24 protein-coding genes and 1 tRNA gene are annotated in these 18,882 nt (G+C 66.9%); 9 read left to right on the top strand and 16 right to left on the bottom strand.

Annotated features, from left to right (window positions below):
- The first annotated feature begins 48 nt into the window (after nucleotides 1–48).
- Both ACIO3S_RS06235 and ACIO3S_RS06230 read left to right on the top strand, forming a co-directional pair.
- Nucleotides 49–942 (top strand): LysR family transcriptional regulator, encoded by an 894-nt coding sequence (locus ACIO3S_RS06235; protein WP_400460605.1) that lies wholly within the window; start codon nucleotides 49–51, stop codon nucleotides 940–942.
- Between the two features lie 99 nt (nucleotides 943–1,041).
- The gene (locus ACIO3S_RS06230) at nucleotides 1,042–1,884 is read left to right on the top strand and encodes a hypothetical protein (RefSeq protein ID WP_400460602.1); all 843 of its coding nucleotides are present in this window, start codon (nucleotides 1,042–1,044) and stop codon (nucleotides 1,882–1,884) included.
- Between the two features lie 100 nt (nucleotides 1,885–1,984).
- Here the strand turns inward: ACIO3S_RS06230 and ACIO3S_RS06225 are convergent, their stop codons facing one another.
- Genes ACIO3S_RS06225 through ACIO3S_RS06205 form a run of 5 tightly spaced genes read right to left on the bottom strand, consistent with a single transcriptional unit; the run spans nucleotide 1,985 to nucleotide 5,585 of the window.
- Nucleotides 1,985–2,593: a TetR/AcrR family transcriptional regulator gene (locus tag ACIO3S_RS06225; protein ID WP_400460598.1), complete on the bottom strand. Its 609-nt coding sequence runs from the start codon at nucleotides 2,591–2,593 to the stop codon at nucleotides 1,985–1,987.
- Nucleotides 2,590–3,003: a VOC family protein gene (locus ACIO3S_RS06220; RefSeq protein ID WP_400460596.1), complete on the bottom strand. Its 414-nt coding sequence runs from the start codon at nucleotides 3,001–3,003 to the stop codon at nucleotides 2,590–2,592. Before ACIO3S_RS06220 ends, ACIO3S_RS06225 begins: the two co-directional genes overlap by 4 nt.
- 58 nt (nucleotides 3,004–3,061) lie before the next feature.
- On the bottom strand, nucleotides 3,062–4,039 hold the full coding sequence (locus ACIO3S_RS06215) for an ornithine cyclodeaminase family protein (RefSeq protein WP_400460594.1): 978 nt from the start codon (nucleotides 4,037–4,039) through the stop codon (nucleotides 3,062–3,064).
- Complete coding sequence (locus tag ACIO3S_RS06210; protein WP_400460592.1) at nucleotides 4,036–4,986, bottom strand: threonine/serine dehydratase; 951 nt, start codon at nucleotides 4,984–4,986, stop codon at nucleotides 4,036–4,038. The genes ACIO3S_RS06215 and ACIO3S_RS06210 overlap by 4 nt, the downstream gene beginning before the upstream one ends.
- Complete coding sequence (locus tag ACIO3S_RS06205) at nucleotides 4,983–5,585, bottom strand: TetR/AcrR family transcriptional regulator (protein ID WP_400460590.1); 603 nt, start codon at nucleotides 5,583–5,585, stop codon at nucleotides 4,983–4,985. Before ACIO3S_RS06205 ends, ACIO3S_RS06210 begins: the two co-directional genes overlap by 4 nt.
- A gap of 209 nt (nucleotides 5,586–5,794) precedes the next feature.
- Between ACIO3S_RS06205 and ACIO3S_RS06200 the strand changes: the two genes are divergently transcribed.
- On the top strand, nucleotides 5,795–6,457 hold the full coding sequence (locus ACIO3S_RS06200; RefSeq protein WP_400460588.1) for a cysteine hydrolase family protein: 663 nt from the start codon (nucleotides 5,795–5,797) through the stop codon (nucleotides 6,455–6,457).
- Nucleotides 6,450–6,800 carry an EthD domain-containing protein gene (locus tag ACIO3S_RS06195; protein WP_400460586.1) on the top strand — a complete coding sequence of 117 codons (351 nt, stop codon included), beginning with the start codon at nucleotides 6,450–6,452 and terminating at the stop codon, nucleotides 6,798–6,800. Before ACIO3S_RS06200 ends, ACIO3S_RS06195 begins: the two co-directional genes overlap by 8 nt.
- Nucleotides 6,801–6,847: 47 nt before the next feature.
- On the opposite strand, the gene ACIO3S_RS06190 is transcribed toward ACIO3S_RS06195, so the two are convergent.
- Nucleotides 6,848–7,624: an SDR family NAD(P)-dependent oxidoreductase gene (locus tag ACIO3S_RS06190; RefSeq protein ID WP_400460583.1), complete on the bottom strand. Its 777-nt coding sequence runs from the start codon at nucleotides 7,622–7,624 to the stop codon at nucleotides 6,848–6,850.
- 86 nt (nucleotides 7,625–7,710) lie between these two features.
- Between ACIO3S_RS06190 and ACIO3S_RS06185 the strand changes: the two genes are divergently transcribed.
- Nucleotides 7,711–8,292 (top strand): TetR/AcrR family transcriptional regulator, encoded by a 582-nt coding sequence (locus ACIO3S_RS06185; protein WP_400460581.1) that lies wholly within the window; start codon nucleotides 7,711–7,713, stop codon nucleotides 8,290–8,292.
- A 75-nt stretch (nucleotides 8,293–8,367) separates the two neighbouring features.
- Here ACIO3S_RS06185 and ACIO3S_RS06180 read toward each other — a convergent pair whose 3' ends face one another.
- A complete protein-coding gene (locus tag ACIO3S_RS06180; RefSeq protein ID WP_400460579.1) occupies nucleotides 8,368–8,856 on the bottom strand; it encodes a nuclear transport factor 2 family protein in 489 nt (162 codons plus the stop codon).
- Between the two features lie 29 nt (nucleotides 8,857–8,885).
- On the opposite strand from ACIO3S_RS06180, the gene ACIO3S_RS06175 reads away from it, so the two are divergent.
- Complete coding sequence (locus ACIO3S_RS06175) at nucleotides 8,886–9,248, top strand: winged helix-turn-helix transcriptional regulator (protein WP_400460577.1); 363 nt, start codon at nucleotides 8,886–8,888, stop codon at nucleotides 9,246–9,248.
- A gap of 26 nt (nucleotides 9,249–9,274) precedes the next feature.
- Here the strand turns inward: ACIO3S_RS06175 and ACIO3S_RS06170 are convergent, their stop codons facing one another.
- Nucleotides 9,275–10,531 carry an MFS transporter gene (locus tag ACIO3S_RS06170; RefSeq protein WP_400460575.1) on the bottom strand — a complete coding sequence of 419 codons (1,257 nt, stop codon included), beginning with the start codon at nucleotides 10,529–10,531 and terminating at the stop codon, nucleotides 9,275–9,277.
- 102 nt (nucleotides 10,532–10,633) lie between these two features.
- Between ACIO3S_RS06170 and ACIO3S_RS06165 the strand changes: the two genes are divergently transcribed.
- Nucleotides 10,634–11,479: a helix-turn-helix transcriptional regulator gene (locus tag ACIO3S_RS06165; RefSeq protein ID WP_400460573.1), complete on the top strand. Its 846-nt coding sequence runs from the start codon at nucleotides 10,634–10,636 to the stop codon at nucleotides 11,477–11,479.
- Nucleotides 11,480–11,515: 36 nt separating this feature from the next.
- On the opposite strand, the gene ACIO3S_RS06160 is transcribed toward ACIO3S_RS06165, so the two are convergent.
- A complete protein-coding gene (locus ACIO3S_RS06160; RefSeq protein WP_400460571.1) occupies nucleotides 11,516–11,872 on the bottom strand; it encodes a VOC family protein in 357 nt (118 codons plus the stop codon).
- Nucleotides 11,873–12,027: 155 nt separating this feature from the next.
- Here ACIO3S_RS06160 and ACIO3S_RS06155 point away from each other — a divergent pair, with 155 nt between their 5' ends.
- Nucleotides 12,028–12,891 (top strand): SDR family NAD(P)-dependent oxidoreductase, encoded by an 864-nt coding sequence (locus ACIO3S_RS06155; RefSeq protein WP_400460569.1) that lies wholly within the window; start codon nucleotides 12,028–12,030, stop codon nucleotides 12,889–12,891.
- 411 nt (nucleotides 12,892–13,302) lie between these two features.
- Here the strand turns inward: ACIO3S_RS06155 and ACIO3S_RS06150 are convergent, their stop codons facing one another.
- The 3 genes from ACIO3S_RS06150 to ACIO3S_RS06140 all read right to left on the bottom strand — a co-directional run bounded on the left by ACIO3S_RS06150 (nucleotide 13,303) and on the right by ACIO3S_RS06140 (nucleotide 14,340).
- Nucleotides 13,303–13,437 carry a hypothetical protein gene (locus ACIO3S_RS06150; protein ID WP_400460567.1) on the bottom strand — a complete coding sequence of 45 codons (135 nt, stop codon included), beginning with the start codon at nucleotides 13,435–13,437 and terminating at the stop codon, nucleotides 13,303–13,305.
- 387 nt (nucleotides 13,438–13,824) lie between these two features.
- Nucleotides 13,825–13,909: transfer RNA gene (locus tag ACIO3S_RS06145), tRNA-Leu, on the bottom strand.
- A 50-nt stretch (nucleotides 13,910–13,959) separates the two neighbouring features.
- Nucleotides 13,960–14,340 carry a DUF805 domain-containing protein gene (locus tag ACIO3S_RS06140; RefSeq protein ID WP_400460565.1) on the bottom strand — a complete coding sequence of 127 codons (381 nt, stop codon included), beginning with the start codon at nucleotides 14,338–14,340 and terminating at the stop codon, nucleotides 13,960–13,962.
- Nucleotides 14,341–14,483: 143 nt separating this feature from the next.
- Here ACIO3S_RS06140 and ACIO3S_RS06135 point away from each other — a divergent pair, with 143 nt between their 5' ends.
- Nucleotides 14,484–15,083 carry a Maf family protein gene (locus tag ACIO3S_RS06135; protein ID WP_400460563.1) on the top strand — a complete coding sequence of 200 codons (600 nt, stop codon included), beginning with the start codon at nucleotides 14,484–14,486 and terminating at the stop codon, nucleotides 15,081–15,083.
- Here the strand turns inward: ACIO3S_RS06135 and ACIO3S_RS06130 are convergent.
- The 4 genes from ACIO3S_RS06130 to ACIO3S_RS06115 all read right to left on the bottom strand — a co-directional run bounded on the left by ACIO3S_RS06130 (nucleotide 15,040) and on the right by ACIO3S_RS06115 (nucleotide 18,880).
- Nucleotides 15,040–15,645: a GtrA family protein gene (locus ACIO3S_RS06130; RefSeq protein WP_400460561.1), complete on the bottom strand. Its 606-nt coding sequence runs from the start codon at nucleotides 15,643–15,645 to the stop codon at nucleotides 15,040–15,042. The genes ACIO3S_RS06135 and ACIO3S_RS06130 overlap by 44 nt on opposite strands.
- A gap of 80 nt (nucleotides 15,646–15,725) precedes the next feature.
- A complete protein-coding gene (locus ACIO3S_RS06125) occupies nucleotides 15,726–16,904 on the bottom strand; it encodes an acyl-CoA dehydrogenase family protein (protein WP_400460559.1) in 1,179 nt (392 codons plus the stop codon).
- A 66-nt stretch (nucleotides 16,905–16,970) separates the two neighbouring features.
- Entirely contained in the window at nucleotides 16,971–17,858 is an 888-nt protein-coding gene (locus tag ACIO3S_RS06120; RefSeq protein WP_160025195.1) for a carbohydrate ABC transporter permease, read from the bottom strand.
- Nucleotides 17,855–18,880, bottom strand: coding sequence for a carbohydrate ABC transporter permease (locus ACIO3S_RS06115; protein ID WP_160025196.1), 1,026 nt, complete (start codon nucleotides 18,878–18,880; stop codon nucleotides 17,855–17,857). The genes ACIO3S_RS06120 and ACIO3S_RS06115 overlap by 4 nt, the downstream gene beginning before the upstream one ends.
- Nucleotides 18,881–18,882: the final 2 nt, after the last annotated feature.

Here is an 18,882-nt window from a genome sequence, read left to right as displayed (position 1 = left end):
AAACAACCAATCTTCAGTCATTCCATGCATCAGATGCATAATGTGGGGATGGAGATCCGGGAGCTGGTGTGGTTCACGACCCTTGCCGAGACCCAGCATGTGACGCTGGCGTCCGAGCGGCTCAACGTTTCGCAGCCCACGCTCTCTCGGGCACTCGCTCGTCTGGAGCGCAGACTCGGCGTGCGCCTGTTCGACCGACGGCAGAACCGGCTTCACCTCAACAAATACGGCGAGATCTTCCGCGCCCATGCACTTCGGGCGGCCAACGACATGAGTCTTGCCGAGGACCGGATCCGGTCGCTGGTAGATCCGGAGTCGGGGCTCATCTCACTCGGATTCCTGCACTCGTTTGGCGGCTGGCTTGTTCCGGGGTTGATGAGTGGCTACCTAGCGGAAGTTCCCCGAGCGCGGTTCGACCTGCGGGGCGCCGCGGCCGACACGGTCGTGGACGACGTGCGCCATGGCCGCGCCGATGTAGGTCTGGTTGGGCCGCAGCCGGTGGCGGATGACGTGGCGTGGTTCGCTCTCGGGCGCGAGGATCTCTGCCTCAGCGTGCCGCGGAATCACCAGCTTGCCCGACGCAAGTCGGTGAGAATCGAGGAACTGGCGGCGGAGCCGTTCGTGGTGCTCCAGCCGAGCTACGGCCTTCGTCAGGTTGGCGACCGCCTGTGTCACCGTGCCGGGTTTCAGCCGAACATCGTGTGCGAGACCACCGAACTCACTACCGTCATTGCACTCATAGCGGCGGGCATCGGCATCGCGCTCACGACGACCAACCAGACCCATACCTCCGGCCAGGACGCAGTCGCTGAGGTCCCGATCGAGGACGTTGACGCGTTCCGCGAGTACGGGCTGGTGAGTCGGCCAGGGGGTCCCACCGGTCAAGCCGCCCAACGGTTCCTGGAGTTCGCCAAGAGCTCCCGCTATGCGTCTGACGCATGAAGTAATCGCACTTCCTGACGGTGTACGTCGCCGTAGGCAGCGGTTCATCATGGTGGCGGGAAGCTCGGCGACCGCCGAGTCTCCCGCCATAACGCCGTCGTGGAACAGGGAGTAGAAGTGTCGGATGTAATCGAGCGAAAGGAGCGGATCCAGCCGGAACCCGCCGAAGCTCTGGGAGCTTTGCTGAACGTGCCGGTTCCCGACTTCGAGGCAGGAGAAGGCCTGCCGTTCACCTGGCACTGGCTGTACCTGCTTGATCGACCTCGCACCGAAGACCTCGGCCAAGATGGTCACCCTGCTCGGGGAACCATCCCTGCGCCTCCGGGACCTGGGCGCCGACGGATGTGGGCAGGAGGCGCGATCCAATCCCTGGGTGCCCTCGTCTGTAACGAGTATGCGACCCGGCGCACCCGAGTGGCGCAGTCCGTCGACAAACAGGGACGGACCGGTCGCCTCACCATCGTGAGCGTTGAGCACGAGATCAGCCAGCGCGACGAGGTGAAGGTGCGCGAACGCCAAGACCTCGTCTATCGCGAAGCAGTCGACCTGCCGGGACCCCCCGATTCGGCTGCAGCGACGCCGGTGCCGGCCACAGATGACGAGCGGGAGATTGAGGTGACACCACCGCTGCTGTTCCGCTTCTCCGCGCTCACCTACAACGGTCACCGGATCCACTACGACCGTGACTACGCTCGAGATGTTGAGGGGTACCCCGGTCTACTCACCCACGGTCCTCTTCAGGCTCTCGCGATGGCCGAGGCCGCTCGATCGGCCGGCCTCGAGGCAGTCCCCGGCGCTGTCTTCGAGTACCGGCTGGTCTCTCCCCTGTTCGACTTCCAGGGTCTGATCACTCGCGCGGACCGCGAGGGAGACCGAGCCGATACATCGGTCCGTGATCTGTGGGGCCGCCAAACCGCCTGCGGCAGCGTGACGCTTCGATAGCCCAGGTCCGGAGCGCGGCGCCGCCGACGAGACCGCGCGTGCCTGCGGTGGCTGAGGAACTGCACTTCGTGCCCTTCGCGCAAAGGTTGCCGGCACGCCCTCATTGGGCCGTGAGCCGACGGGCGCAGTCCTCGGCTTGCTCGACAGCAGCGTCCAGTTGGGCGATGACGCCTTGAAGATGAAAGACCGCGAAGCCGTGGGCGTTGGCAGCGATCGCAAGCGCTAGCCGCTGCGCGCCGCCGGAGTCCCGGGCCAGGTCCTGGGCCGGAGCGGTGATGACGTCCAGCACCCGTTTGCCCGCTTCCTCGAGGTGGGGGTGAGCGGTCTTGTCCAGCGTCCCACCGAAAGTGAGGGTGAACAGCGCGGGTTCTTCCGCGGCGAACCGTACGTAGGCAGCACCAAACGCCACCAGGGCGTCTACCGGCGTAGCCGCTGCCATGACTGCGGTACTGAACACTGAGTGCTGGCGTTCGTAGCACCGTTGGACGAGCGAGGCGAGGAGGTCCTCCTTGTCGGTGAAGTGCTTATACGGGGCAGCTTTGCTGACTCCTGCGCGGCGGCTGACCTCGTTGAGGGTGAAGCCGCCCGGCCCCCTCTCGACGAGGAGGTCGAGCGCAGCCGTCTCCAGCGCGTTGCGCAGGTCGCCATGATGGTGTCCGACAGGTCGCGTGGCGGCCGGGGGTGTCGGGCCACCGCCTTTCGGACTCACTGCGCGGCCGGCTGGATGAGCTCCAGCAGGTTTCCCTCGGGGTCGTGGACGTAGGCGAAGCGTGCGCCAGGCTGGACCGCGCCAGCCGGCGGGGAGACGACGGTTGCCCCGGCTCCGAGGACGTGGTCGAAGACGGTGGTGAGGTCGTCGACCTGCACGGCCCAGTGGAAGTACCCCTGTGTGCCGGCGCCCTCGTAGGGGTCGGCGAAGCTCTGGGCAGCCGATCCGGTGCGCTCGACGAGCTCCAGCTTCATGCCGTCTGCCGAGCGCAGGATCGTGGACCGGACGCCGGCCTCGGGCATGGCGAACTCCTCCTCCACCTGGTTCAGGCCGAGTGCATGGGCATAGAAGGCACGTTGCTTGTCGAGGTCGGCGACAGAGAGACTGGTGTGGTCGTGGGCGATGCGCATGATGACTCCTGGTGGACGGCGTTTACCTGGTGAACGTCGTTCATCTTACATCGCTCTCTCAGGTGAGCAAGAGCCCCGCCGCGATCTCCGCGATAGCGGCATCCTGAGCGCCTGTTCCCGACAGGTCCGCGACGGACGTGCGGGCGGCGGTCCACGGAGGGGCCCCGTCATGAAGCAGTACGCCGAGCGTGGTGAGCGACCCATTCCCGGTCGCGGCAGTGAGGTCGTCTTCGGGGATGTCCTGCAGTTCGCCGATCCGCGTTGACTGTTGTGGGTCGTCAACGGCGATGAAGTCGGCGTCCAGGAGGATCTCGGGGGCGAGTTCGCGTTTGCCGGGACTGTCGGCGCCTACGGCCGTGACGTGCACACCGGGTCGGAGCTGTGCGCGGGTCAGGATCGGGCTGGTCGAGGCCGTCGCGGTGACGATCGCGTCGGCGTCGATCGGTGACTCGTCGAGCTGCCGGGTGCGGACTTCGACGTCGTAGTGGCGACGCGTCCAGTCGGCGAGTTCGGTCGTGCGGGGTTGGCTGCGCCCGATCAGGATGAGGGTTGAGGGTTCGCGCACGTGCATGGCGCCGTCGATCTGATGGCGGACCTGACCGCCCGTACCGATGAACGCGATGGTGTCGGTTCGCGGTGGGGCAAGCAGATCGAGGGCGATGGCGCCGGCCGCGCCGGTCCGCAGTTCGGTCAGGTAACCGCCGTCGAGGAGTAGAGCACGGATGCGCCCCGTCTCGGTGTCGAGGATCGCGGTGAAACCGTCGGAGGTCGGCAGGCGGCGGTCAGCGTTGCCGGGGAACCCGCTGGACAGTTTCGTTGCGAAGGTCTCGGCCCCGTCGAGGGCGCCGCCCTTGACGTGGACAGAGCCGTTCGGGATGTCCAGGTGCCATGGTTCGGGTGAGTGCACCTGTCCCTGGGCCAGGGCGAGAAAGGCCCGCCGGGCCGAGGCGATCGCGTCGGGCATATCCACGGCTGCGCGGACGTCGTTCTCGGTGAAGACCGCCGGGGCCGGTTCTCTGTTGGATGTGGTGCTCATGGGGCCAGCAGCGCGGCGAGTCGGAGACGAGAGATGTTGCGCCCGGTGATGACGAAGACGGTGGGCAGGTCTGTCGGGATATGGGCGTCCATGGCGGCGGCGATGCCGACCGCACCTGATCCCTCGCAGACGATTCCGTGTACGAGGGCGAGATCTGTGACAGCTCGTTCGATCGTGGGTTCGTCGGCCGCGATGACATCGACGCCCGCGGCCGTGAGGATCGACGGGGCGAGCGTATCCGGGGCGATGTTTCCGGCGAGTCCGTCGGCAATGGTCTCCGTGACGGGGACTTGGACGATGCGTCCAGCCGCCATCGAGGCGGAGACAGCACGGGAGGCAGCCGTCTCGACACCCAGGACCCGGTAGCGGGCGGGTGCACCGAGCACCGTTCCGGAGACCAGTCCGCCGCCACCGATCGGCACCACGATCCTGGCGGCGCCGGGTAGCGCGTCGGCGATTTCACGAACGACCGTGGCCTGCCCGGCGATCACGTCCGGGTCTGTGTAGGCGGAGACGTACCGTGCATCGTCCTCCCTCGCGATCTTCTGCGCGGCGCTCTCGGCCGCGTCGTATCCGTCGCCGATGAGCCGTAAGTCGATGTCGAAGCGGCGCAGGGCTTCGATCTTCGCCGGTGACGCGGTCTGCGGGACGACGACAGTTGCGCGAACTCCCATCCGCGTCGCGGCATAGGCGATACCGAGGCCATGGTTGCCCGCGGAGGCCGTGACGACGCGGCGGCCGTCGACGGCCGAGGCTGCGACCGCCGCCAGCGCGCCGCGGACCTTGAACGAGCCGGTCGGCTGAAGCGTCTCGAGCTTGAGGTAGGCCGGTGCCGTGAAGCCGTCCAGCGTGATCGGAACGAGCGGCGTCGGCACCAGGTGGTCGCCCACCACGCTGGCGGCGTCTGCGAGCCTGCGGTCCCATTCGGTGATGTCTGGCGTGGTCATCGGCTCTCCTTGAGGTCGCGGACGACACTGTCGATCGCGTCGCGCAGCGCCGCGTTCTGCATGTCCTTGTCGTAGGTCTGCGGGTCGAGGATCGAGAGCGTCGGCAGGCCGTCGGTCAGCGCGACCAGGCGTATCGCCCCGACCCTCAGACGGTGCTCGTCGTCGATGTCCGGTACGCACGCCGCGAGGAGCCGAGCAATCCGCCCGACCCAGTCACGGTTGCCGGCCACGTGGACCGCCGCGAGCTCCGGGTCCGCGACAGCGGCGGCAGCGAACCCCAGCCAGACGCGGATCTCTGCGGCCCGCTCCTCATCGAGCGGTAGCGCTCCTTCGAGCACAGCAGTCAAACGAGCGACCGGGTCGGTCCCGGCATCCTCGGCTGCATTGGCTCGCTCGGTCGTCCTGCCGAACAGCAGTTGGCGGGCGTGGACGAGCATCGCCGCCCGCGAGCCGAAGTGATGCATGATCAGCCCAGTCGTGCACCCCGCCGCCTCCGCGACGGCGCGGACCGAGGCCCCTTCGATCCCCCGCTGCGCCATCACCTCCCACACCGCGACCGACAGGCGTCCGGCCGCCTGGGCATCTGGTTCTGTCCGCATCCCACTCCTTACCTCGATCCCTCGTAACGATCGTTACGTAACGAACGTTACGACTCCCTCAGGAGTGAGGCAAGGAATCGTGTGACCTCGGCGAGATGCGCCAGATCCAGCACGTCAACAGCGGCGCCATCCGAGCTGCCGTCGCCCGACTAGCCTGGTACAAACAGCACCAGGCACGGCACGCCAGTCGGCGCCCTGGGGGTGCGAGCATGAGGCAGGTGAATACCTCTGCTCCCCTGAACGTGCATCGGGCGGCGCTGATCACGGTCGACGTGCAGCGCGACACCCTTGACGGAGCACCGCTGGAGATCCCCGGCACGAGTGCTGCTGTTCCCGCGATCGGTGCCCTCGCAGCCGCGTTCCGTACGGCTGGTAGGCCGATCGTCCATGTCGTGCGGCTCTACCGGGCGGACGGGACCAACGCCGAGCCGGTGCGCCGCGCCCTGGTCTCGGGGCGGACGCCGTTGCTGCGGCCCGGGACGCCGGGGAGGCTTCTGGCTCCGGGGATCGTCCCGCACGATCCCGACTTCGACGACGACGCACTGTTGGCTGGTCGAGCTCAGCAGGTCGGAGACCGGGAGATCATCTTGTACAAGCCGCGGTGGGGTGCATTCTTCGCCACCGACCTCGATCAGCGACTGCGCGAAATCGACGTCGAGACCATCGTGTTCGCCGGCGCGAACTTCCCCAACTGTCCGCGCACCTCGATCTATGAGGCCAGCGAACGCGACTACCAGATCATGGTGGCCGACGACGCGGTGTCCGGCTTGGACGAGCAAGGACGCGCCCAGCTGACCGGCATCGGCGTCGGGCTTGCCGCCACTGATCAGATCGTCGACTGGATCCACCAGAAAGCAGGAGCAGATGCCTAATACCCAGCCAGAATTGTCGCTCATCACCGTGATCCGCAAGCATGCGGACGTCTCCACCACCGACTTCCGCCACTTCATGGAGCACGAGTACGGACCCACGTATACCCGGATGCCGCAGGTCGTCTCCTACACCCAGCACTACGTCGCCGATGTGGTCAATGACGGCAGCGAGGACCCGATCGACGCCGTCGTGCAGATCACGTTCATCTCCGAGGCCGGCATGCGCGCGGCGCTGGACACCGATGCATACCGAGCCGCCCACGCGGCACGCGAGCGGTACATGCGCCCCACCACGGCGGGCATCCACAGCGTGAGGGTCGAACGCTCGGTCACGCCAGCCTGAAGAGCCCTGCTGCCCGCCGGTCGCCTGAGCGGCGGGCAGCAGCAGGCTCAGGCGGCTGGGCGTGGGCCACGAACCGCGACGCCGGAGCGTCCGCCGTCGATGTCGAACACTGACCCGTGCACGAAGCGTGCCTCGTCACTGGCGAGATAGACCGCAGCAGCTGCGATTGCAGCGGGCCGCCCGCTCGTCCCGGCGGGTGTTCCCCACATCAGTGTTTCGCCGCGCTCATCGGGGTCCGGCTGCGTCTCTCGAATGACACCAGGCGAGATTGCGTTGACGGTTACGCCGGAGGGGCCGAACTCGGCCGCCCACGCGCGGGTCAGGGTCTCGATCGCGCCTTTGGAGGACGTGTACAGCGCCGAGCCCGGGATGCCCAACCTTGCACCCCAGGAGCCCATGTTGATGATCACTCCTTCGCCACGCTCGGCCATGGCTGGCGCCAGCGCGGCGACAAGGAAGAACGGCGCCTTCACGTTCACCGCGTACACCAGGTCGACGGTCTCCTCGGTGATCGTCGCCGTCGGTCCCCCTGGAAAGAGCCCAGCGTTGTTGACCAGGACGTCGATGCGCCCGCCGAGCGCGGTCACCGCTTCGTGCGCCAGAGCCTCCGACGCCGCCTTGCTGCCGTCGAGGTCCGCGCCGACGAAGACGGCTTCGCCCCCGGCGCGCAGTATCCGGTCCACGACCGCGGCGCCTCGGTCCTTGGACCTGCCCGAGACGACGACGCGCGCTCCTTCGGCCGCGAACCGTTCGGCGATGGCCGCCCCGATGTTGCTCGTCGAGCCGGTGACCAGAGCCGTCTTGCCCTGCAATCGCTTCGACATGATCCCTCCATCCTCTAAACGGACGCTGCGTCCGCATACGATGGGATACGATACGGACGGACCGTCCGAATATCAAGGGAGGCATCGTGCCGACAGCGGAGAAGCGCCCTCGCGCGGACGCGGTGCGGAACTTCGAGCGGCTGCTGGAGACCGCGCGGGAGCAGTTCGAGACTCGGGGCGCCGAGATGGCGTTCGAGGACGTCGCGCGGGTCGCGGGGCTGGGCAAGGGGACGCTGTACCGTCATTTCCCCACTCGAGATCATCTGCTCGCGGCCCTGCTGGCCTCGACGTTCGAAGATCTGGCAGTCGAGGCAGACCGGCTGCTCGCGACTCGTGCACCGCTCGAGGCGTACGTGGAATGGCTCGGCGCGTTCGATCGGATGCCCGCGCCGTACCGCGGGCTGCGCGCCGTGCTCATGGAGTCGCTCGGTGATGACGCCTCCGCCATCGCTATCGCCTGCGAGCCGCTGAAACGCTCGTTCGCTGCAATCGTCGCGGGCGCGCAACGCGACGGCCTGGTTCATGTGCACATCGATTCAGACGAGCTCATGACAGTCGTGGCCGCGCTACCCGACCATCTGCGTGGCACGGAGCCGCAACACCCATGGCTGGACGTCGTCATCGACGGCTCGCTCACGGACGCGGGGCGTCAGGCGCGCCGCACGTGACGCCGGCGGGGACCCGGGTCATCGTCCCGAGTCCGCCGCAGGTGAAGCCACTGCCCGATGTCTCCCATGGAGAGGTCAGAGGGTCGGGAAGGTCTGCATCCAGAGGATCTCGAGCGTGCGGTGCGTGATCCGCCACCCTTCCGAGCGGCGTTCGAGTCGGTCCATGAAGAACCCGGTCTGGATGAGGTTCCAGTCCTTCCCGTCAGTAGTGCCGGTGTGGGTGTGCAGGTGCTGGGTTCGCGCGGTGGCGGTGTCGCCGTCGATGTCGACGGCGGCGAATCCCTGGAGGTGCTGCCAGCTGCCCAGGCCCGACATGGTCCCGCCGGGGCCGCGCATGGTGTGTATGAGGGTCTGGTAGTCGAGGTCCGGCGCTGCTCCGCCCGCGCGGTAATCGAGGCGGGCGTCGGGAGCGAAGACGACGTCCCACTGCTCGTGAACCTGGTCGTCGCCGTTCTCGTGCAGATCCTGCCCGAGGGCGTACTGGACGATCAGGTCCTGAATCGCGAGCCGGTCGAGGACGTACTGGAGCGCGGCCGGATCGGCCGCGTCGGTGATGGTTGCCATGCGTTCGACGCTAGATCTATGCTCCCAAGATGACCAGTACCCACAAAAAAGTAAGTGTTCCGCCCTGCACGATCGACCAGGTCGAACGAGCACTGCGGATCATCGAGGGACGGTGGAAGCTACTGATCATTCACCATCTGCTGATCGAGGAGCCGCGGCGCTTCTCCGATCTGGAGCGTGCGATCCCGGCCGTGACGCAGAAGATGCTCATCCAGCAACTGCGGGCGCTCGAGGCCGACGGCGTTGTTCACCGTGAGGCCCAGCCGGTTGTACCGCCGCACGTCGAGTACTCGCTGACACCGTTCGGCCGCGCGCTGGAACCGGCATTGAACGCCTTGCACGACTGGGCCCGGGACGGCGACGGCCGCCCGGGCCCACCCATGACCAACTGACGGCAGCGCGCAGGCATCGGGCATGGTCAGGCCGGCTGGCGTGTCACCCGCCGCGCGAGCAGGGCGAGGATCACCGCGACGCCGAGCCCGGCGACAGAGATCAGCACCGTCGTACTGGCACCGAGTCCGGCGGTAAGCAGGATGCCCCCGGCGGCCGCGCCGACTGCCTGACCGATGTAGGTGCCGGTCGAATTGAAGGAGATCACCACGCTCGCCATCTGGGGGTGGAGACCGGTGAGCATGTGGTTGTCGGGAGCGACGAACGCCCAGCTGCCGATCCCGCCGAAGAACATGGCGATCATGACTAGGGCTGGGGACCCGGCGAACGCGATGATCGTCAGTGCGACCGCGAGCAGGGTGATGGCGAGGGCCGATGTCAGTCCCGCACCGATGCGGTCGATGAACCAGCCGCACCCGAACGCCCCGATCGCGCCACCGATTCCCCAGATGAGCAGGCCGGTGGCGAGAGCCGTACCGGAGATGCCGGCGATGGCGTGCGTAATGGGAGCGATGTAGGTGTAGACGAGGATGCCGGACCCGGTCGCCACCGCCGTGACCAGGACGACCAGGATCACACGCGGATCGCCCATCACGGCGAAGCGGTGGCGCATCGGCACACTCGCCTCGCCCTCCAGGCGCGGCAGAACCGCCAGGAGCGCCACCAGGGCGACCAACCCGACGGCGGCGACGAAGAGCAGGCTCGCCTGCCATCCGAAACGCTGGCCGATCGTGGTGCCCACAGGGACGCCGAAGACCGTACCGAGCGCGATCCCGCCTAGCGTGATGGACAGGGCCTTGCCGCGCGCGGCAGGCCCGGCCAGGACCGTTGAAACGGCGTTCGCGGTCGGCGTGAAGCTCGCAGCACCCAGTGCGCACAGCACACGCGTGAGGATCAGGACGGCGAAATTCGGAGCGAGTGCACCGGCCGCGTTCATCAGGACGAACACGGTCAGGCCGACCGCGATCAGGGTCTTGCGCGGCACCCTGTGCGTCAGGGCCGAGAGGAACGGGGCGGCGATCGCGTAGGTGATCGCGAATGCGGTGACGACCTGCCCGGCACCTCCTTCGGAGATCTGCAGGCCGGCGGCGAGGTTGGGCAAGATGCCGGCAAGGACGAACGAGTCGGTGCCGATGGCGAAGGTGCCGAGCGCTAGTAGGGCGACCGGGATGATCCAGTGATCGGACTGCTGGGATGGTGTCGCGGGGTCATCGTTCGGAGATGTTGTGAACGTCGGCGCGGATGTTGTCGGGGCTGAGGTTGGGTTATGCGTTCTGGTGGCCATGACAGCATGGTGTTCCTGATGCTCAGCCTGGTACAGACAGCAATTATGCTGGTATGACGAGCACCTGGTTCTGGTGTGCGAGGAGTGGTGAGATTGCCCGATGTGATTCAGAGACGAGAGCTCGCGACCTTCCTGAGGTCTCACCGCGAGGCCACCGACCCAGCGACGGTCGGGCTGCCCCGTGGACCGCGTCGCCGCACGCCGGGCCTGCGTCGCGAGGAGCTGGCCCAGCTATCCGGGGTGAGCGTGACCTGGTACACGTGGCTCGAGCAGGCACGGGACATCGGCGTCAGTCGGCAGGTCGTCGAAGCGATCGCCCGGGCTCTGCGCCTGGGGAAAGACGACCGGGAGGTACTGTTCGCGCTCGCCGGGCTCGCGCTGCCCCCGGCCGTGCCTGAACCCGTGCAAGTCAGCGACACGTTGCGGCGTCTGGTGGAGACCATGCAGCCGAATCCGGCGTACGTGACCAACCCCTGGTGGGACGTCTTGGCCTGTAACGAGATGTACGCCGAGCTGCTGGGCGGATACGACCAGCGCCCGGTGGCGGAACGGAACGTCCTATGGCTCACGTTCACGCAGAACCGGTCGCGGAACCTGTTCGTCGACTGGGACGCGGAGGCGCGTCAGCTGGTCGGACAGCTGCGGGTGAACCTCGCTCAGCACCCCAAGGATCCCCGGGGTGCTGAGCTGCGCGACGCTCTCCTGCAGGAGAGCCCTCGGTTTGCGGAGCTCTGGCAGGAGCAACACGCGCGCCGGTTCTCGCCGGCACGCAAGCAGCTGCGGCACGACAGGCTCGGGGTCCTCCAGCTCGACTACGTCAAGTTCGACGTCGCCGAGCAGAGCCACCTGATGATGCTGGCGTTCCTGCCCGCAGACCAGGAGACCGCGGACAAGCTCGGTAGCCCGTTTGTCCCCTACGGCACGGCCCACGAGCTGATGCCCGCTTAACCGTCGAACTTTGACCGTCGAGGTCGGGCCGGGCGCTCACCCAGCCTGCGGCGTGTAGACCTCGAACGGGTTCCCGTCGCGGTCCGCCACGATGGTGCGGGTCCCGCCCGCGGAGGCCGTCGCGCCCTCCAGTACCTGCCCGCCCGCGGTGGTGAATGCGGCCACTGCGGCGTCGTGGTCGGACGCCATGAGGGTGGCGGCCCGACGGAACGGTGCCAGCTGCTCGGGTGTGCCCTCGATCAGCATGAACGTTCCGACGATCGCCATGCGGAACTGCGGGAACTCCAGCCGGCGCACCTCATCGGTGCCGGCAAGCATGCGGTAGGTGGACAGTGCGGCGTCGAGGTCAGTGACCTCGACGCGCGACATCACGGTGTCGATGATCTTCGTCATGCACTTGACCGTAGAAAGCCGCCTGTGTCGATGGAACCCCTCAAACAGGTGGCGGCTATACCAGTTTAAGCGCAACTACCACCAGGTATAGGCGCCGTACACGGATCGCTGCAGAGTGGAAATGCACCTTGAACCAACCAATCAGGAGAGACTGCATGACCACCACGCCACGTGTCGCACTTGTCACTGGAGCAACGCAGGGCCTCGGCCTCGCACTCGTCGGAGAACTGGCCCGCCGCCTGGAGCCACAAGACGTCGTCTACCTCACCGGCAGGAACGACGCCAAGACCAAGGAACTGGCAGCTGCCTTCTCGGGAATGCCCGGTGCAACCGTAGTGCCGGAGCGTTTCGACGTGGCCGATGCAGACAGCGCCGCCCGCGTCGCAGCGCTGCTTCAGGACCGCCACGGCGGCGTCGACATCGCCTTCAACAACGCCGTCATGCGCGTTCAGCCGAACGACGAAGCCACCGCAGTCGTCGGCGAGTACGTCGAAGTCAACAACCTCGCAACCACCCGTGTTCTGCGGGCATTCGGCCCGATCATTCGCGACGGCGGACGGTTGATCGTGGTGGCGAGTTCCCTGGGAACGCTCGGCTACCTCGCCCCGGTCCTGCACCCCGTCTTCCGCAACCTGCACACCCTCGACGAGGTCGACCACGCCATCAAGACCTGGCGGGACCAGGTGGCCAGCGGTGAAGTCCTAGGCAGCCCCTGGCCCGGCTTCATCAACATCCCGTCCAAGATCGGGCAGGTCGCCGCAATCCGCACGCTGGCCGAGTGTCGACGCAGCGATGACCTCGCCCGCGGCATCCTGCTCGCGGCCGTGTGCCCTGGCATGATGAACACCCCGACTTCGGAAGCGTTCTGGGACGTGACTGACGCCCCCAGCCCGGAAAACGCGGCCGTGCCCCTAGTGAGCCTGGCGCTACAACCCCTCGACCCTGACCTGTATGGCGAACTCTCCCGAGACGGGAAGGTGCTCACTTTCGACCCCTATCGGGTGCCGACCGCGGAGTGAGGAGCGGCTAGCGCCGATGCTCGCTAAGAGGTGTCCAGCCCGGGATCCTACGCGCCCAGGCTTTGACACAGAACGCGTCATTGCTGCCGGCGGGCATCTGCTAGCCAACTATCCACCTGCTTGGCTGACAGAGGAACGCGGTCGTTGCTCAGGTCTTCCGCCCAGAGACTCGGAAGTTCTACCGGCAAGTCCTCGGGGCCGCGGCGAATGACGACTCACGCAGACGTCCTCCACCCCTCCTGCGATCCCCCGAGATCCGAGGGTAGAGCGCAGCACCGACAGTTCGCGGACCTCGAACTGGCCAGCAGGCCACGGTGGGCGGCAGCCGCGGGGCACGTCGTCAGCACCGCTCTCGTGGCCTTCTGATTGCTTGCCGAGTAGTTGCACAAGCCTTGCAGAGCTGACCTCGGATCAGCCGATCTCCGCCAGCCGCAGGTACGGCCCGCCCCAGACGTGGGCGGCCTGTACTTTGGCCTTCAGCGCGTCAGTCAGGTCAATGCGATCCTCGAGAATCCGAGTCAGGCGTGGCCGTTCGATGGGGATCAAGCGGTTGTCCTGGGCTAGCCGGTACAGTTTCACGGCCTCGCCGCGAACCCCGCCATGGAGATGAACATGCCACGTGTTGCGTCAAGGCGACGCGACACCTTGCCAGAAAATGCCTCCTGATCGCTTGGCTGCAGCGAAGCTCTGCCGCCACCGTGCTTCAACTAGATAGGAAAAGCCTCGACGGTCCACCGAGCCGTCGATCTGGTCGACAGGGGTCTTGCACGAACAGCGGTGTTCGAGTTCGGCCAGGTCGAATAGGTCGTTCAAGAGCCGCTTGAGCCCGTATCCGCGGCTCTGTCGGTCGGTTTCGGTGCGCCAGTAGACGAAGGTCCGAAGGTAAGCTGTCCTCACGGATGTCTTCCGTTGGATGTTCGACTAAGAGTCATATGGTGCCGAAGGCGGGACTTGAACCCGCACGTCCTAAGACACAGGAACCTAAATCCTGCGCGTCTGCCTATTCCGCCACTTCGGCCGAGCGACGATCAGTCTAGGGACTGATCGTCGCTCGTGGTTAGCCGCCGGTCAGGCGACGTTGTACTTGTCGCCCTCGGCCTTCTCGGGCAGTGCCCAGAAGACGATCAGCACGATGATGCCGACGCAGGTCAGGTAGAGCAGCTGCCACCAGCCGGAGCGGCCGGTGTCGTGCAGACGGCGGGCGCCGACAGCGAGGGACGGGACCAGGATCGCGAGGGCGAAGATGCCACCGACGATGTTGCCCAGCGCAGAGTCGTTCCCGAGGATCAGGGTGATCGCGGTGTTGACGACCCAGGCGAAGAGCCAGGGCCACCAGAACTCGGACCGGCTGGCGCGGCCCTCGAAGGTGGCGTACTTCTTGAAGAAGCGCACGATGGCGTCGCGGGGCGACGCGCCGCGGAGCGGCTGGCTCAGGGTAACTTCGCCCACGGGGCCAGCACCGTACGGCTGCTGGGGCGGGGGCGGCGGGTAATCCGTCACTTCGGATTTCTCCTCATTGAGATGGGTTGGATGTGCGAAACCTAGTCGGGACGGACTCCGGGGTAAAGGACCACTACCCCTAGGGTTGAGCCATGACCACGCTGGTCCTTGCTTCCAAGTCCCCCGCCCGGCTGCAGACGCTGCGCAGCGCAGGTGTCGAACCTGTGGTGATCGTCTCCGGGGTCGACGAGAGCAAGCTCGATGGACTGCCGCCGACGGAGCTGGCGCTCGGGCTCGCCGAGCTCAAGCGGGACGCGGTCGCCGGCCGTCCCGAGGTGCCCGAAGGGGCGCTCGTGCTGGGGTGCGACAGCGTCCTCGAGCTGGACGGGAAACCCCTGGGGAAGCCGCACGACCCCGAGGAGGCGACCCAGCGCTGGCGGGAGATGCGGGGGCGCAGCGGCGTACTCGTCTCCGGGCACGCCCTGGTCGACACCGCGACCGGTCAGCAGGTGTCGCAGACAGCTGCCACGACGGTGCATTTCGCCGACGTGAGCGACGAGGAGATCGCTGCGTACGTCGCGACCGGCGAGCCGCTGCACGTCGCCGGGGCATTCACGATCGACGGGCTCGGCGGGGCCTTCATCACCGGGATCGAGGGCGACCACCACAATGTGGTCGGGCTGAGCCTGCCGCTGCTACGCGACCTGCTCAGCCGGCTCGGTCATGCGTGGCCTGCTCTGTGGAACCGCTGACCGGCTCTCGGCGTTCCGGAGCCATCAGCACCGTCCCGCCTGCCGCGGCCTTGAGCGCCGCGGCCTCCTCCTCCACGCTGCCGTAGACCTGCGTGTAGCGGATCGGGCGGCCGAAGACGAACTTCCGGAAGAGGAAGAACCGGGCGATCTGGCCCAGCAGCACGCCGACCACGTTGGCCGAGAGGTTGTCGGCGATCGCGCTGTCCCAACCGATCACGCTACGGGTGACGTAGAGGCACCCGACCGGCAGCAGCATCGTGACCGCGTTGATCACGACATAGGCCGTGAACCCGCCATCGGGATGGTCGGAGACGCGGTGACGGAACGTCCAACGGCGGCTCAGGTCGTAGCTGATCAGCATGCCGACCGTGTTGGCGACGATGTAGGCCGGGATCGGCTGACCGTTCATCGGCCCCGACCCCATGAAGAAGCCGTGTACCAGTCCGTTGAACAGCACGAAAGCGACTGCTGTCGCGATTCCGCCGACCATCATGAAGCGGACCACCTCCCCGAGGAGGCGGGTGCGACGCAGCCCTCCCAGCAGCTGTCCCCCGAACACCATGTGGCCACAGTAAACGGTCAATGGTGAGATGGCTCTTGATTACTTCGCGGGTTTCGTTCAGCGTGCCGTAGGATTCGCGCCTACTCGACAGGGAGGCCGAGACCTCTGGCGAGCAGCATGCGCTGCACCTCGGAGGTGCCCTCGCCGATCTCCAGGATCTTCGCGTCGCGGTAGAAGCGGGCCACCGGGTACTCCTCCATGAACCCGTAGCCGCCGAAGACCTGGGTGGCGATGCGGGTCGCGGTGACGGCCGACTCGGTCGCGTACAGCTTGGCGGCGGCAGCCGCCTGCTTGAACTCCTTCATCGTCACGGCGCCCGAATCCAGCCCGGATTTCATGGCGGCTGCCTCGTACGTCAGCAGCCGCGAGGCCCGCAGCATGACCTCGAGGTCGGCGATCTGGAAGGCGACGCCCTGCTTGCGGCCGATCGGGCCGCCGAAGGTCTGCCGCTCCCCCGCGTACTCGAGCGCCATGTCGAGGCACGCCTGGATGCAGCCGACGGCGAGCGCGGCGATCGCGACGCGGCCGTCGTCGAGGGTGGCGAGGAACTGGGCGTAGCCGCGCCCGCGCTCACCGAGGAGGTGGTCGGCCGGCACCCGGGCGCCGTCGAAGGAGAGCGGGTGGGTGTCGGAGGCGTGCCAGCCGAGCTTGTCGTACGCCTTCTCGGCGGTGAACCCGGGCGTGCCCGAGGGGATCATGATGGTGCTGATCTCGGGCTTGCCGTTGTCGCGGGTCCCGGTGCGCGCGGTGACGGTGACGACCGAGGTGATCGAGGAGCCGGAATTGGTGATGAACTGCTTGGCGCCGTCGACGACCCACTCCTCGCCGTCGAGGACGGCCTTCGTGGCGGTCGCGCCGGCGTCGGACCCGGCACCCGGCTCGGTCAGCCCGAACCCGGCCAGCTTCCTGCCCGCGACGAGGTCGGGGAGCCAGCGCTCCTTCTGCTCGTCGGTGCCGTAGGTGAGGATCGGGTTGATGCCCAGACCGACGGCGGCCTCGAGCGTGATCCCGATCGACTGGTCGACGCGGCCGAGCTCCTCGATCGCGACGCAGAGCGCGACGAGGTCACCCTCGCCTCCGCCGTACGCCTCGGGGGCGGTCAGGCCGAACAGGCCCAGCTCACCCATCTTGTGGACCACGTCGACGGGGAAGTGATGGTCGCGGTCCCACTGCGAGGCATGGGGCGCGATCTCCTTCTGGGCGAAGTCACGGACGACAGCACGCAACTCTTCGTGCTCGGGCTGGAGAAAGGCGGTCACGCGCCCCAGGTTAGCGCTTATTAACCTGGGGCGCGAGATCCGCGTCACATCTGGGTCAGATCCGGGTCAGCGGAACGTGCCCGTCGAGACCGTCCCAGCGATTCTCCGCTGGAAGATCAGGTAGACGACCAGCACCGGAAGCACGGTCAGCACCACCCCGGCGAAGAGCGCGCCGAAGTCGACGTTGTAACCCGCCTGGGAGGAGAACGACGCCATGCCCTGGGTGAGCACGTAGTTGTTCCGGTCGGTGTTGAGCGCCACCGGCAGCAGGAACTGGTTCCACAGTCCGAGGAAGTTGAAGATCGCCACGCCGGCCATCCCGGGTGCGGCCATCGGCAGCATGATCTGGAAGAACGTGCGCCACTCGCCCGCACCGTCCATCATCGCGGCCTCGTAGACGTCGTCGGGCAGCGTCTTGAAGAAGGCGTAGAGGAAGAAGACGGTGAACGGCAGCGCGTAGGCGACGTACGTCAGGATCAACCCGGGCAGCGTGTTGAGCAGCCCGAAACCCTGGAGCACGAAGAACAGCGGCACGATGACCAGGAAGACCGGGAAGGTCAGCCCAGCCAGCATCGTGTAGTAGATGACCCGGCGGCCGAAGAACTCGAACCGCGCCAGCACGTAGGCGCACATCGCCCCCAGCAGCATCACCAGCACCAAGGCGGTGCCGACGACGATGACGGTGTTGAAGAAGTACGTCCCGATGCCGGCCTTGGTCCAGGCGCTGACGTAGTTGTCGAAGTTCCACTCCGCGGGCAGGGAGAACGGCGAGGAGAGGATCTCCTTCGACGTCTTGAACGAGGAGAGCACCACCCAGCAGAAGGGCACGATGACGATGACCGACCAGATGATCAGCATCGTGTGCGAGGTGCCGGCGACCAGTGCGTCGCCGGGCGTACGTCGCCCGCCTTCGGAGCGGGTGGCGACTGGCTTGTCCAGAGTGACGGCACTCATCGTCGAACCTCGGCTTTCTTGTCCCGGCCGCCGGCGAAGTGGAAGACGACGAAGACCAGGGCGGCGAAGAGCAGCGTGACCAGGGCGAGCACCACGCCCATCGAGGTGGCGTAGCCGAACTGGCTCTTCTTGAAGGCGGTGTTCATCAGGTGCTGGCTCATCGTGAGCGTGCTGTTGGCAGGGCCGCCGCCAGGGGCGAGCGCCGCCATGAAGACGTACGCATCGAGGGTGAGGATCCCCAGATAGATGTAGGCCGTCTGCACGTTGTCACGGATCGAGGGCAGCGTGATCGAGATGGCGGTGCGGAAGCGACCGGCACCGTCGATGCGCGCAGCCTCGTAGATCTCCGCGGGTACGCCCTTGATGGCGGCCACGAAGAGCACGGTGTAGAAGCCGATGCTCGCCCAGATGATCACGAACATGGAGGCCGGCATCGCCGCACGCACCTCACCGAGCCAGGCGTAGTCCTTGAACCCGTCGAGTCCGACGCCGGTGAGCATGCCGTTGAGCAGGCCGGCGGCGGGGTCGTAGACCTGAGCCCAGAGGAGACCGATGACGACGGCCGGGACGGCGTAGGGGAAGAACGAGACGACCCGGTAGAAGCCGGACCCGTTCAGACCTCGGACCTGACCGGTGCTGGGACCCGCGGTGGTCACGACCACCGCGATCGCCAGCGCCGCGACCAGAGTCACGAACGGCACCACGATCGTGAGCAGTACGTTGTTGCGCAGCGCCTTGAGGAAGGTGTCGTCGTCGAGCAGCTTGGCGTAGTTGTCCAGGCCGACGAAGTTCATGACCGGAGAGAAACCGGTCCAGTCGGTGAGCGAGTAGAAGAGGGCCTGCCCGATCGGGACCACGACGAAGATGACGAAGACCGCGACCGGAAGGCCGAGGAAGACCGTCATGAACAGTGCCCGGTCGAGGGTGAGCTTGCGGCGGCGCCGGCCGGGGGCGGCCCCCCAAGGATTCTCCTCGGAGGGGCCGCCGGCCGTCTGGGCCATCGTGGTTGATGGGTCCGGCATGG

Source organism: Nocardioides sp. NPDC087217 (genome assembly GCF_044744805.1).
Classification (GTDB): domain Bacteria; phylum Actinomycetota; class Actinomycetes; order Propionibacteriales; family Nocardioidaceae; genus Nocardioides.
Note: the sequence above shows the minus strand (reverse complement) of the source record. Positions and strands in the feature narration are given on the sequence as shown.